This window comes from Pseudomonas zanjanensis (assembly GCF_014268745.2).
GTDB lineage: Bacteria > Pseudomonadota > Gammaproteobacteria > Pseudomonadales > Pseudomonadaceae > Aquipseudomonas > Aquipseudomonas zanjanensis.
In genome coordinates this window covers 2,797,568-2,810,361 of record NZ_JABWRB020000001.1, presented here as the reverse complement: position 1 = coordinate 2,810,361, position 12,794 = coordinate 2,797,568, and the positions used below count along the sequence as shown (strand labels likewise).

Sequence of the window (12,794 nt, the reverse complement as noted above, 5' to 3'; positions counted from 1 at the left end):
GGGCGGCTGGGCTGCGGTCGCAAGCTTGCCATTGCGCAGGTGAATAAGCCATCGGGGTGTCTTTGGAAAAACTCAGGGGGGCTCATGAACGCGTCGCGCCAGTCGTAGCCGCTCTCCAAGGAGGGCACCGCTTTTGGGCATCGGCAAAGCGTGGCCGCTAAAGCCCCCTTTCTGGCCCCGCATAACCTCAACGATGGCGCAGCGCTGCCGTAACGTGCACCTGATTGCGCATGTGGAGGGGCGTCCTGATGAACCGTAGAACCTTTATGCTCGGTACCGCGGGAGTGGGGGCCTTGATGGCAGGGGCGGGGGCGCTGTTGCGGCCGGGCGACCGGGGCGGTCCCTACAACGATTACTTCCGCGCGTTGAATCAGGAACTGAAGACCCATGGGCCGATGCGGCCCGTGATGCTGATTGACCTCGACCTGCTCGATCACAACATCAATGTGGTCATGCAATCGGTCAAACGTGCCGGCAAACACTTGCGCCTGGTGGAAAAATCCCTGCCGTCACCGGGGTTGCTGGCGTATATCGCCAAACGCACCGATACCCGGCGGCTGATGTCGTTTCACCAGCCGTTCCTCAACCACGATGCGCTGACTTTCCCGGAATCTGACATCTTGCTCGGCAAACCCCTGCCGGTACGCTCGGCCGAGTTGTTCTATCAAACCCACAAAGGCACCTTCGACCCTGCCAGGCAACTGCAATGGCTGCTCGACACGCCGCAGCGGCTGATGGATTACCGGGCATTGGCCCAGGGCCTGGGCATTCGGTTGCGGGTCAATATCGAGCTGGATGTCGGCCTGCACCGCGGCGGAGTGTCTGATCAAGCAGTGCTCGGCGAGATGCTGACGCTGATCAGTGCCCATGCGCAGCATCTCGAATTTGCAGGCTTCATGGGGTACGACCCGTTTGTCGGCATGGGCGTGCCCCGGGTGCTCGGTTCGTCCCAGGCCTTGTTCGACCAGGTGATGGTCATTTACAACGGTCATGTGAAGTCCGTGCGGGAACACTTCCCGGCGCTTTGGCATGATGGGCTCACGCTCAATACCGCCGGCAGCCCCAGCTACCGCATGCATGGACAGGAACGCTTGAGCAGCGAAGTCTCGGTGGGGACGGCGTTCCTCAAGCCGACTCACTACGACCTGCCATCCCTGGCCGAGCATGTACCGGCGGCCTTTATCGCAACGCCCGTGTTGAAGAGCACCGGCCCGGTGAATTTCCCCGCCCTGAATGGCAAGTCCCGATTGTTCTCCTGGTGGGACCCGAATCAGCGCGGGACATTCTTCATCTACGGCGGCAACTGGATGGCCGAGTTCGAGTCTCCCTCGGGGCTGCAAAGTAACGAGCTCTACGGTCGCAGTTCCAATCAGGAAATGGTCAACGGCTCGCCGACGGTGGGGCTGAATGTCGAAGACCAGGTATTTTTAAGGCCAACCCAGACCGAATCCGTACTGCTGCAATTTGGCGATTTGCTGGCCGTGCGCGGGGGGAAGATTGTCGAAACCTGGCCCGTGTATTGATCGTTGCCTGTGACGTGTTTGGCCGTGATCAAATCTTGCCTCGCAGCAGGAACAACACCAGCGCGACCAGGCAGGCCGTCGCCTGGATCCCACCCAACGTGGTCATCGGCGCGAAGCTCAAGACCGAGGCCAGCCAGGTGGCCAGCGCAGCCGCCCCCATGGAAAGAAACCCCAGCAGGGCGGAGGCCATCCCGGCTTCCTTGCCGAAAGGGCCCATGGCAATGGCCGTGCCCAGTGGATTGGCCAGGCCCATGCCCCAAAGGAACGTGACCATCGAAAGGGCATACCACCACAGCCCGGGCTCAGTCGGACCGACCAGAAGCAGGCCGCCTCCCATCATGGCGCAGGCAATGCCCAGCAACGTGACAATCCGGCCGCCAAGACGATGGGCCAGGCGCGGCGCCGCCATGCCGGCGGCGAACACCACAAAGACCGTCGAGGCGAAGTACAAACCGGTCTGCACCGATGTCAGGCCGAAGCCTTGCATCAGGATGGCGGGCGCCGCCGCGAACGAGGCGAACAGGCCACTCAGCAGCAGGCCCATGGACACGGCTGGGAGGATGAAGCGCTTATCCGCTGCCAGTCGGCAATAGGCGAGTACCACGCTCCTGGCTGAGTGGGGGGCGCGGCGATCGGCGGGATGGGTTTCCCCCAGGTCGCGCACGTAGAAAAACGCCAGTGCAACAGCGGCCAGTCCCACCAGGATGAAGATGGCACGCCAGCCGAGCGTGACGGCCAGGACACTGCCGGCCAGCGGCGAAAAGCCCGGTGCCGCGGCCGTGGCGATCATTGTCAGCGACAGGGCGCGGGCGAGCGTCTCGCCTTCGAACAGATCCCGGGCAATGGCCCGCGACAGTACCGAGGCTGCGCACACGCCCAGTGCTTGCACGACGCGTCCGGCGATCAGGACGTCGAGCGTGCTGGCAAAGCCGGCGATGACGGTGCCGACAACGAACACCGACAGCCCGCCCAGCACCAGCTTCTGGCGCCCGTAGCGGTCGGCCAGTGGCCCGACCACCAGTTGGCCCAAGGCGAAGGTGATGAAGAAGCTGGACAGCGTCAGGCCGAGTTCGCGAGCGGTCACGCCCAGGTCTTCACCGATCGCCGCGAACGCCGGAAGGATGATGTTGGTGGAGAGCATGCTGATCGCCGCCAGGCCGGCGAGCAGCGCGACGATTCTGCCGGTCAACGGTTGGCTGGAGGTGTGTTGCGTACCGGCAATCGCCAATGAAGTTCGGGCTTGCATACGTCATTTCCTGCGCGTGTGATTGACGTGGACAAAACGTTGATGCCCAACGCGCCGACTTCAGTTCGCGAAGCCGTCGTCGAGTTGATATCCACATGATGATCGTAATATTTTTCCTAAATATGATGATCGTCATCTCAATCGTCAAGCTAAATATCGGAATGCGCAGGTGGGGCTGATGAGGGGCAGTGTGTTGCCCCCCTTTGCCAGCTTCATGGCGATGTATCTAGTGGCCTGTGTGGCTAATTCGTGCACTCAACTTCGGCGCCAGAACTTGCCAGTCTGCGTTGCCATTCCTCGCCGTAGCGGGCTACGACTCGTCATGGCGCCTTGCCTGGCAAGCCCTGGCACTCGAATTTGAGTACTCGAATTAACCGTACAGGCCACTAGTCGCAGGTTATTTGTAATGTTGCTCGAACACTGCCAACTGCTCAGGCTTGATCAACTGGAAGGGCACCCAGACGTCCGTTTCCACTGGCTCGCCCTTGATCATCTTGAGCGCCGCCTGGACCGCGCTGGTCGCCTGGGCCTTGGGGTCCTGGAATACCGAGGCGACCAACATCCCGCGCTTGATCGCCGCCAGGCCGTCCGGCAAGCCGTCGATGCCGACAATCGCAACCTCGCCCTTGGCTTTGCCGGCCTGCTGCAAGGCCATGGCGGCACCGATGGCCATCTCGTCGTTGTTGGCGACGATGGCATCGAAACGACTCCCGGCCAGTAACCAGTTGCTGGTCAGGTCCATCCCTTTGTTGCGCTGCCACTCGGCACTTTGCTGCTCGACGATCTTGATCCCGGGATAATCCTTGAGCACCTGCTTGACGCCTTCGGTGCGGTCGTGGGTAGCGTTTTGCGCCAGGTCGCCCATGATGATCGCCAGGTTGCCCTTGCCGCCAAGTTTTTCGGCCAGGTAGCGCATTTGCAGTTGTCCGGCCTCGATGTCATTGGAGGCCACGGTGACGACGCCTTTGGGCAAGGTGCGCTCGTCCGGGTGACGGTTGACGTAGACCAGCGGCATCTTCGCGTCGACCGCGGCGCGGGTGATGTTGGCGGTGGCGGAGGTGTCCACCGGCAGGACAATGACCGCGTCCACTTGCTGGTTGATGAAACCCTGGACCTGGTTGAGTTGGCGCACCACATCGCCCTGGGCGTCTTCGAACTGGATCTGCACGTTTTCCTTTTTCGCGGCCTCGTCCAGGCCGTTACGTACGTAGGTCATGAAGTTGTCGTCGACCCTGGCGATGCTGACGCCGATGCGATAGTCGGCGGCGGCCCATTGGCTGAACAGCAACAGCAGGGTGGCGAAAAGCAGTGTGCAACGACGCATGATGATTATCCTTTTGTTGTTATGGGTTGAAACGTCACCAAGAACTGAAAATCTGCCGCACATGTTGAGTGCGTCGGGGCTTTATCCATCAAGCGTGAAGGCTTGCCTGAAACGCTCGAGCGCGACCTCGCTGTCACCGCTGGCCCAGCCTTCCAGGCCGACGACACCGCTGTATCCCATGCCGAACAAGGCCTTGGCAATGGCGGGGTAGTGGATCTCGCCGGTGCCGGGCTCCCTGCGCCCCGGGACGTCGGCCACTTGGATTTCGCCGATGGCGCTGCCGGCGCGCTGGATCAGTTCGATCAGGTTTCCTTCGCCGATCTGGGCATGATAGAGGTCCAGGTTCATCTTCAAGTGCGGGCTGCCCACGGCCTCGATCAGCGCCAGGGTATCGTCAGCGCGGGCGAAAGGCGTGCCCGGGTGGTCGACCTCGGTGTTGAGGTTTTCCAGCAGGAACACCCGGCCCGCGTCTTCCCCCAGGCGAGCGATTTTTTCCAGCGTCTTGCAGGCGCTCAACCACATGCGGCCGGTGGTCTGGGCCACGGGTTTGACCGGCAAGCCCTGATCGCCCAGGCCGGTGCCGTGCAGGTTCAGGCTTGGGCAACCCAATTGAGCGGCGACGGCCAAGGATTCCTGGGCGCTGTCGAGCAACTGTCGGATATCGTCGGGGTCGGTCAGGTTGCCCGACAGGTAGCCGGTCATGGAGGTGAAGTCCGCGCCCGTCGCCACGAGGGCCTGGATGTCCTTGGTCGCCCAGTTCCATATCTCGACGCTGAAGCCCAGCGCGTGGATGCGTCTGACCCGTTCGGTAAAAGGCAGGTCGAGGAAGACCATCTCGGCGCTGATCGCCAGTTTGAATGGGATGAAACTCATGACAGCGCTCCTTGCACGCGCACCGTCTTGCCCTGTTGGAAGGACTCGATACAGGCGCGGGCAATGGCCAGTGCTGCCCGGGCATCTTCACCGCTGGCCAGCGGTTTTTCGCCGCTGCGCACACAACTGGCGAAGTGATTGAGTTCGGCCACGTAGGCATCACGCAGCAAGTCGGTGTCCATGCGCTGGGTGTCGGCCTGGACCCCATTGGCCAGGTACCGCAGCAAGTCGGAATCGTTGACGTTGCCCATGGTCAGCATGCCGGCGCTGCCGAACACTTCGCCGCGGACATCGTAGCCATACACGGCCTGGAAATTGGCCTCGGCGGTGGCGATGGCGCCATTGTCGAAGCGGATCGTGACCACCGCGGTGTCGAGAAAACCTTTGTCCTTGTAGGCGGGGGCGATCAGGGCATCGGCCATCACAAAGACCTCAACCGCCTCGGCGCCCGGGTTCAGGTAGCGCAGGGTGTCGAAATCGTGGATCAGGGTTTCCAGGAAGATCACCCATTGCGGCGACGCGGCCGGGTTGTTTAGGGCCGGGTCGCGGGTCAGCGAGCGTAGCAGTTGTGGCGTGCCGATCCGGCCGGCCATCACATCCAGATGAGCGGTGCGAAAGCTCTTGGCAAAGCGTCGGTTGAAGCCGACTTGTAGCGTCACCTGTGCATCGGCAGCGGCGGCGATGGCGCGGTCCGCTTCATCCAGGGTGATGGCCATCGGTTTTTCACAGAACACGCTTTTGCCGGCCCGGGCCGCACTGATCACCAGCTCGGCATGGCTGCGCGCCGGCGCGGCAATCAGCACGGCGTCGATGTCCGGGTCATCCAGCAACTGCTGTGGAGCGGTATAGATCTTCTGCACGTCCAGTTCTGCCGCCAGGCGTGCGGCTTGGCCGGGGGTAGGGTCGGCGATGGCGGCGAGGCACGCGCCAGGGATGTGCCGGGCGGCGGTCAGGCCGTGAAAACTGCCCATGCGGCCGGCACCGATGAGGCCCAGGCGGAGGGTCTTGGATGTGCTCATGAATATGACTCCCTTTATTGTTTTTACGACTCGGCGGCAAGAATGTCCTCGTCTGTTCTGCAGGGAGCAAGGGCTGTGCCAATAGTTAACTTATTGATATTTAATGGTTTTTATTTGAATCAATGTTCATGCCGATGACATGTCTATACTGACATGTCGAAAATATGAACATATGGCCGAACCATGGATCAGCAACCCATAGCGTTGAGCGACGAAGACCGCGATTACCTCACCACGCTTGGCCCAGCGTCGTTGAACGACGGGCCGGGCACGGCGCTGGAGGAGGCCTGGCGAGCGTGCTGGCAAGGGCAGACCGAGCGCCCAGTCGGGATCCGCCGGGTGATCTGGGAATCCTGGTTGCGCAGCGTCAGTGCCGGCCTCGATCCGGAAGACGGCGCGTACCGTTTTGTCGCGCCCGCCGACCTGACCGCGACACTGGCTGCCAACCGGGAGCTGATCGCTGCGGCGGCGCAAGTCATGCGCGGTTTGCTCGCCTATAACCCCAGGGGCCATATCAACCTGACCGATGCCGAAGGCACCACGTTGTATTTCTGCGGCCTGGACCTCACCCCCATCGGCAGTCGACTGCTGGAGTCGGTGCAGGGCACCAATTGCACCGGGCTGGCAATCGTCGAAGATCGCTTGGTGTATGTGCTGGCCGAGGAGAATTTCGGGCTTGGCCTGCGCCAGCGCCGCATGCATTGCGCCGCCGCGCCCATCCGCGATGCCCAGGGCCGGACCCTGGGCATGTTGACCTTGACGGCCGAGCCAGGCTGGTTTCACTTTCATACGCTGGGTACCGTCCAGGCCGCGGCCGAGGCTGTCTCCAGGCAGATGACCCTGCAGGCCTTGCTGGAAGAACAACAGACCGTGCTTGAGGTGCTCAACGAGGGCTTGGTGGTATTGGATGAGCGCGGCTGCATCAAGGCCCTCAACCATTACGCCCGGCAGTTGTTTCGCGTCGGCCATGACCTGCTCGGCAGTCCGTTCCAGAGCCTGGGGCAGAGCGAATTGACCGATGCGGTCCTGCTCGGGGGCGGCGACGGGGTGCGTGACTTGGACTGCACCTTTGAACTGCACGATCGCAGCCATCTGGCTTGCCTGGTGTCGGTCTGCCCGTTGGCGCAAGGCGGGCGGATCGTTTCGTTGCGCGAGAACCGACGCATCCGGGAAATCACCCGGCGGATCATCGGCACCCAGGCCAGCTACACCTTTGAAACCATCCTAGGCCGCTCGCAGGCGATCCAGGATGCAATGCACTTGGCGCGGATTGCCAGTCGCAGTGATTCGACCACGCTGATCCTCGGCGAGAGTGGCACGGGCAAGGAGCTGTTCGCCCAGGCTATCCATAACGCCAGCGATCGTCGTGGCGGGCCTTTCGTGGCGGTCAATTGCGGCGCGATTCCGCGAGACCTGGTGCAAAGCGAGCTGTTCGGTCATGTCGAAGGCGCTTTCACCGGGTCGGCTCGCGGTGGGTCGGCCGGCAAGTTCGAACTGGCCGATGGTGGGACAATCTTCCTCGACGAAATCGGTGACATGTCCTTCGATGCGCAGGTCAGCCTGCTGCGTGTCTTGCAGGAAGGTGAGGTGACACGGGTGGGTGCGAAAAAATCGCTGCGGGTCAACGTGCGCATCATCGCTGCCACCCACCGCAACCTGAGCCAGGCGGTGGCCGAGGGGGCTTTTCGCGAGGACCTTTACTACCGGCTCAACGTGTTGAACCTGACGGTGCCGCCATTGCGGATGCGTCGCGAGGATGTGCCGTTGCTGGCGCGGCATTTTCTCGCGCGTTGTGCCCGGTCGCTGCGCAAGACGATGCAGGACGTTTCGCCAGCGGCGCTGGATTTGCTGGGCGCCTATCACTGGCCGGGCAATGTCCGTGAGCTGGAAAACGTCATTGAACGGGCGACGAACCTGGCAATGACCGAACTGATCCAGCCGAGTGACCTTGCGCTGGAAATCAGGCAGCGCGGGCGACCCTCGATCTGGGCAAATGTGCCAGAACCGCGGACGGCGCCGGACCTGGGCACCCATGAAATGAACGCGATCATTGCCGCCCTCAAGGAGACGCGCGGAAACATCCGCCTGGCTGCCCAACGGTTGAACGTGTCGCGCGGTGGCTTGTACAACAAGATGAATCGATTCGGACTCAAGATCGAAACGTTCCGTTCGGGGCTGGATTGACCGGTCATGACCGAGGGAATACCGATTTGAACGGACGGGAAACAGGTGGGGTCTACGCTGTTCAAGGGTCGTGACGGGAACCTATCTGATGCCTCCAATGAGTATCCAGCCTTTGCTCGAAGAATTGCTTCTGGCCCGCGGCCCCGGCGGGCAGGAAGATGAAGTCCGGGAAATATGTCTCAGGGAACTGGGCAAGCATTGTGATGAGGTCGTTGTCGACGAGGCCGGCAACATCCGGGGACTGATCAAGGCGTCGGATGAGTCTTCGCAAGCACAGCCCATCAGGGTCATGGCGCACCTCGATGAAATTGCCATGATCGTGAAGAAGACAAGGCCCGACGGTAACTTGGAAGTCGTGGCGCTGGGCGGTGCCCAGCCCATTTGTTTTGGCGTTTGTCCGGTCGACATACTCGGCGATAACCAATGCCTGCCCGGCGTACTGTCTTATGGTTCCATGCACAACACTGGTGGCTCCGCCCAAGGGCGGGATGTGCTGTCAGGGGCGGTGCAGTGGAGCGACGTCCATGTCATCACCCGCTGTTCCCAGGAGGAGCTGACCGCCGCCGGTATCCGGCCCGGCGTGCGCGTGGTGCTCAGTCGGCACTGGCGCCGGCCGTTCCAGGTGAAAGACACGGTCGCCGCCCACTTCCTCGATGACCGGGCGCCCTTGGCGGCTGTGATCACCACCGCGCAGCAGCTGAAAAACAAAAGGCACGCGCTCAAGCAAGACGTCTGGTTTGTCTGCACGACACTTGAGGAAGAGTCCAACGCCGGTGCGCTTTATGCCGCTGCCCGCGTGCCGGGCGACACCACCATCGCGGTCGAGGTGGGCCCGGTCCTGGAGGAGTACGGAACGGTGTTATCGGCAGACCCGATTATCAACACCGGGGATCAAAAGGGTTATTACACCCGCTCTGTCGTGGATGCCCTGGTCAAGGCTGCACAGCGCTCGGGCTATCACCCACAAGTTGCGCTCCTGGTCGATTTTGCCTCCGATGCGAGTGCGATCATGAGTGCGGGAGTGGCCGCGCGAGCGGGGTGCATCGCCATTCCAACGGAAAATACCCATGGCTTTGAAATGGTGCTTCATGAAGGCATCGTTGCGTGTGCGGCGACACTCACCGAATACCTGATCCATCCCATGGCGTGAAGACGCGCGCCTGGCCGGCCATGCCTACTTCGAACTGGCCGGTCGCAGCCTGCCGCGGCCCTTGCCGGACAGCCCCGAACCGGCCTGCTGACCCAGCGTCGGCTGCTTGGCGATCATTACCTCAACGGCGCTGCGTTGGCCGATGGACAAGGCACTGGTTTGGGCGGGTGAAGGTCCATGTTCGGCGGCGGAGGCAATGCTGTTCGCTTGAGGCTTGAGGCTTGAGGCTTGAGGCTTGAGTCATGAGTCATGAGTCATGAGTCATGAGTCATGAGCCTTAAGGTACGAGCCATTGTGGATGAGTCATTGTGGCGAGGGAGCTTGCTCCCGCTGGGCTGCGTAGCAGCCCCGATGCGGCCATCGAGGGTGCCAGATTACTCGGGCCAACTGGCGCGGGGGGGGCGCTTCGCACCCCAGCGGGAGCAAGCTCCCTCGCCACAGATGTATTCAGTAAGGGGGGGTGTCGACATCAAGGGTGGGGCTGGCGAATGACCACCAGGCTCGTCTCGTTGTAGACGTGGGACTATGATCACCTGAGCGGCAGAAAGAGCTCGGTTACGGCTTCGTTCTCGGCAACGTCCGGAAAGAACGTAATGCGCTGGCAATAGAGCGGGAAATCTCCCGGTTCCTCACCGCTGGCCGGCAGCCAATCCCTGTACAGGTACAGCGCGGCAGGCTCAAGGTTATCGGCGCCACCTTCGACCCGCAGCACGGCGCAACGCCCGGCAGGGATACTGCCGGCCTTGATCGCTTCGCCGTTTGGCGTGATGGGTTGGTCCGTCCCTGCGCATAGATCCAATCGATAGTTTTGCGGTGCAGTCGCGCGCGGGTCGGTATGGAAGACATTGAACGTCGGACTGATCGGTGGGATCAGGCCGACACTGCGTCGCCAGGCAATGAAGCGTTGGATCGTCGTGCCGATCATCGCGGGATCGCCTCGGTGTTCCATGATGGCGACGGGGGTCGCGGGAACGCTACGGATCCGTACATCGCTGGGCTGATAAGTCGTGGGCATGAAACGGTTCCTCGCGTTGTGCAATGGCGTGAAAGTAATGCCCCAATGCTGCCAGTCGGGCGATTTGCGGAAATTCGAGGGTTGTTGGCCCACGCGCTGTCGAAAGGCACGGGCAAAGGCGTCAGGCGCACCGTAACCGGCACCCATGGCAATTTCGGTAATCGTCTCATGTTCGCGAAACGCCAGTTTGTAGGAGGCGCGTTTCATTCGAGCGAGTTGGACATAGCGGTGCAAGGGCAGGTTGAACGTCGCCATGAACTGCCGGTGGAAATGGTATTTCGAAAAAACCGCGACGCCGCTCAATGTATCCAGGTCCAAGCAGTCATCCAGATGCAGGTCGATGTAATCGAGTACCTTCTGCATCCTGGATTGGTAGCGCTTTTGTGTGTCGGTCATGGTCTTTCCCTGTAGAGGACACCAGCATGAGGCCAGCCAGCCCGATGCGCTCGACCGATCTTGCTATCTTGAGCTCGAAACCGCCTGCCGTGCTTCGGTACCCACGACAAGCCAGATGCCGACCCCGGACACGGCCATCCCCACCGCCATCTGCCAGGAAAGTGGTTCGTTGAACATCGCCCAGGCCCAGAGCATGGTAATGGGCGGGCTGAGGTACAGCACGCTGGCGACGCGGGTGGCGGTCGTGCGGCGCAGGCACAGCCAGTAGAGCCCGTAGCCGCCCATTGTCGAAATGCCCGCTGTCCACAAGACGCTCAGTGCAAAGCCGGTGCTGGGTAGCGGGGCCAGGCTGCCATGGACGCCTTCCACCAGGGCGAAGGCCAGGCCCGACACGCAACACTGCAGCCATAGGTTGGGCAGCAGGCCCAGCGATTGTTCGGCGGGCAGGTATTTCTGCCACAGGGTCGCGACGGCGAGCGAGAGCATGCCAAGCAGCGGCAGGCCATAGGCCCACAAGGGTGCGTTGCCCCACGCCAATGCGCCCTGGGTCACCAGCATGACGCCGACCAGGCCGATCAATAGCCCCGCCCAGACCTGCCAGGCCAGCCGTTGCCGGAGTACGCCGGCGGCCAGCAGCGCCAGGCCCAGCGGCAGCAGGTCGGCGACCAGTGCGGCCAGGCCCGCCGGTACACCCAGGGCAATGCCTTGGGTGATACCGCCCAGGTAGCCCGCCATCGCCAAGAGGCCGATGCCGGCGTTTTTCAACAGCGCGACGGGCGAGGTTCGGCGTAGTTGCCCGGCGACGAAGGGCAGCAGGACGAGCGTGACCACGACGCACCGCCAGAACACCACCAGCAGTGCCGGCGCGTAGTCGATGGAAAAGCGCGCGCCAATAAAGCCGGAGCTCCACGACACCAGCAAAGCCGCTTCGAGCAAGGGCAGTGGGATCAGCCAATGCCAGGCGGGCCGGGACCGGGACGTGCAGGTCATCGCTTTATTCGGGTTCATGACCACAGGCTACGGAACCCGGCTAATCTAATAAATCAAAATGAAATGCATTAGTCATTTACGAAGATTGAATCATGACGGCCATACTCGATATCGATTTGATACGTACTTTTCATGCGGTGGCGCGGATCGGGAAATTCAGTGGGGCGGCGGAACAACTGCACAAAAGCCCGGCGGCGGTCAGCGTGCATATCCAGCGGTTGGAGGCGGTGGCGGGCGGGCGGTTGCTCAACCGGGATAATCAATCGGTATCCCTCACCGCGTTGGGCAAGCGTTTGCTCGTGGCGACGACGGAGCTGCTCAATACCCACGACCGGGTACTGGCCGACCTGCACGGCACCCGTCTGGCGGGACGCATCACGCTGGGGGTGCCGGATGAATATGCCGACCATGTCATCCGCGACATCCTCCCGACCTTCGCCGCCGCGTGGCCCAACGTCGTGCTGGAACTCAAGACCGCGCCAAGTTACGCGCTGCGTGACCAGGTGCAGCGTGGCAAGCTTCAGGCAGCGGTGGTTACCCAGCCGAAGGGCCAAGCGGACACAGAAACGCAAGTGCTGGTGTCCACCACGCCGGTCTGGGTCGGGCCAATCCACGGGACGGTGGCCTCGCTGGAGCCGTTGCCGCTGGCGGTGCATGCGGCGCAATGCCCTTATCGGCAAGCGATGATCGAAGCCCTCAGGCAAAGCGGGCGCAGGACGCGCATTGTCCTGGAAAGCCCCTCCAACCAGGCCGTCAAGGCCTGCGTGGAGGCCGGATTGGCGATCAGCCTGATCGACCGTGGGCGGGTGACGGATGCGATGCGGATCCTTGAAGGCCTGCCGGTGATCGAGGAGCATGAGGTGGTGTTTATGCGATCGCAGGCGGCACAGGGTGATGAGGCCGTGGGCCTGCTTGCTCGTGCCATGCAACAGTGTTTCCGGCTGTAGAACCGGTCTGGGGACTGCTGCGCAGTCCAGCGGGAGCAAGCTCCCTCGCCACGGTGTTGCGCCCGTACTCAAAAATGAAGTCGTACGCAGCTTTTGTGGCGAGGGCGCTTGCTCCCGCTGGGTTACG

The 12,794-nt window shown here is 62.1% G+C and carries 10 protein-coding genes; 4 read left to right on the top strand and 6 right to left on the bottom strand.

What is annotated here, in order from left to right; translation table 11 throughout:
* The first annotated feature begins 317 nt into the window (after positions 1–317).
* The gene (locus HU715_RS11570) at positions 318–1,523 is read left to right on the top strand and encodes a DSD1 family PLP-dependent enzyme (RefSeq protein ID WP_186704971.1); all 1,206 of its coding nucleotides are present in this window, start codon (positions 318–320) and stop codon (positions 1,521–1,523) included.
* 28 nt (positions 1,524–1,551) lie between these two features.
* On the opposite strand, the gene HU715_RS11565 is transcribed toward HU715_RS11570, so the two are convergent.
* The 4 genes from HU715_RS11565 to HU715_RS11550 all read right to left on the bottom strand — a co-directional run bounded on the left by HU715_RS11565 (position 1,552) and on the right by HU715_RS11550 (position 5,985).
* On the bottom strand, positions 1,552–2,769 hold the full coding sequence (locus HU715_RS11565) for a multidrug effflux MFS transporter (RefSeq protein ID WP_186704757.1): 1,218 nt from the start codon (positions 2,767–2,769) through the stop codon (positions 1,552–1,554).
* A 397-nt stretch (positions 2,770–3,166) separates the two neighbouring features.
* Positions 3,167–4,093, bottom strand: a complete 927-nt coding sequence (locus HU715_RS11560) for a sugar ABC transporter substrate-binding protein (RefSeq protein WP_186704758.1) — start codon at positions 4,091–4,093, stop codon at positions 3,167–3,169.
* Between the two features lie 81 nt (positions 4,094–4,174).
* On the bottom strand, positions 4,175–4,966 hold the full coding sequence (locus HU715_RS11555; RefSeq protein WP_186704759.1) for a TIM barrel protein: 792 nt from the start codon (positions 4,964–4,966) through the stop codon (positions 4,175–4,177).
* Complete coding sequence (locus HU715_RS11550) at positions 4,963–5,985, bottom strand: Gfo/Idh/MocA family oxidoreductase (RefSeq protein WP_186704760.1); 1,023 nt, start codon at positions 5,983–5,985, stop codon at positions 4,963–4,965. Before HU715_RS11550 ends, HU715_RS11555 begins: the two co-directional genes overlap by 4 nt.
* 183 nt (positions 5,986–6,168) lie before the next feature.
* Between HU715_RS11550 and HU715_RS11545 the strand changes: the two genes are divergently transcribed.
* Positions 6,169–8,169 carry a sigma-54 interaction domain-containing protein gene (locus HU715_RS11545; protein ID WP_186704761.1) on the top strand — a complete coding sequence of 667 codons (2,001 nt, stop codon included), beginning with the start codon at positions 6,169–6,171 and terminating at the stop codon, positions 8,167–8,169.
* Positions 8,170–8,266: 97 nt separating this feature from the next.
* Positions 8,267–9,319 (top strand): M28 family peptidase, encoded by a 1,053-nt coding sequence (locus HU715_RS11540; RefSeq protein WP_186704762.1) that lies wholly within the window; start codon positions 8,267–8,269, stop codon positions 9,317–9,319.
* A 529-nt stretch (positions 9,320–9,848) separates the two neighbouring features.
* Here HU715_RS11540 and HU715_RS11535 read toward each other — a convergent pair.
* Together HU715_RS11535 and HU715_RS11530 are read right to left on the bottom strand one after the other, a co-directional pair.
* The gene (locus HU715_RS11535) at positions 9,849–10,730 is read right to left on the bottom strand and encodes an AraC family transcriptional regulator (protein ID WP_186704763.1); all 882 of its coding nucleotides are present in this window, start codon (positions 10,728–10,730) and stop codon (positions 9,849–9,851) included.
* Positions 10,731–10,793: 63 nt separating this feature from the next.
* Entirely contained in the window at positions 10,794–11,738 is a 945-nt protein-coding gene (locus HU715_RS11530; RefSeq protein ID WP_186704764.1) for a DMT family transporter, read from the bottom strand.
* Positions 11,739–11,812: 74 nt separating this feature from the next.
* Here HU715_RS11530 and HU715_RS11525 point away from each other — a divergent pair, with 74 nt between their 5' ends.
* The gene (locus tag HU715_RS11525) at positions 11,813–12,667 is read left to right on the top strand and encodes a LysR family transcriptional regulator (protein WP_186704765.1); all 855 of its coding nucleotides are present in this window, start codon (positions 11,813–11,815) and stop codon (positions 12,665–12,667) included.
* Positions 12,668–12,794 lie beyond the last annotated feature (127 nt).

Bases quoted from the DNA above. Each gene is read 5' to 3' on its own strand.
- HU715_RS11535 (WP_186704763.1), bottom strand. From the start codon at position 10,730: ATGACCGACACACAAAAGCGCTACCAATCCAGGATGCAGAAGGTACTC.
- HU715_RS11555 (WP_186704759.1), bottom strand. From the start codon at position 4,966: ATGAGTTTCATCCCATTCAAACTGGCGATCAGCGCCGAGATGGTCTTC.
- HU715_RS11560 (WP_186704758.1), bottom strand. From the start codon at position 4,093: ATGCGTCGTTGCACACTGCTTTTCGCCACCCTGCTGTTGCTGTTCAGC.
- HU715_RS11530 (WP_186704764.1), bottom strand. From the start codon at position 11,738: ATGAACCCGAATAAAGCGATGACCTGCACGTCCCGGTCCCGGCCCGCC.
- HU715_RS11565 (WP_186704757.1), bottom strand. From the start codon at position 2,769: ATGCAAGCCCGAACTTCATTGGCGATTGCCGGTACGCAACACACCTCC.
- HU715_RS11525 (WP_186704765.1), top strand. From the start codon at position 11,813: ATGACGGCCATACTCGATATCGATTTGATACGTACTTTTCATGCGGTG.
- HU715_RS11540 (WP_186704762.1), top strand. From the start codon at position 8,267: ATGAGTATCCAGCCTTTGCTCGAAGAATTGCTTCTGGCCCGCGGCCCC.
- HU715_RS11550 (WP_186704760.1), bottom strand. From the start codon at position 5,985: ATGAGCACATCCAAGACCCTCCGCCTGGGCCTCATCGGTGCCGGCCGC.
- HU715_RS11545 (WP_186704761.1), top strand. From the start codon at position 6,169: ATGGATCAGCAACCCATAGCGTTGAGCGACGAAGACCGCGATTACCTC.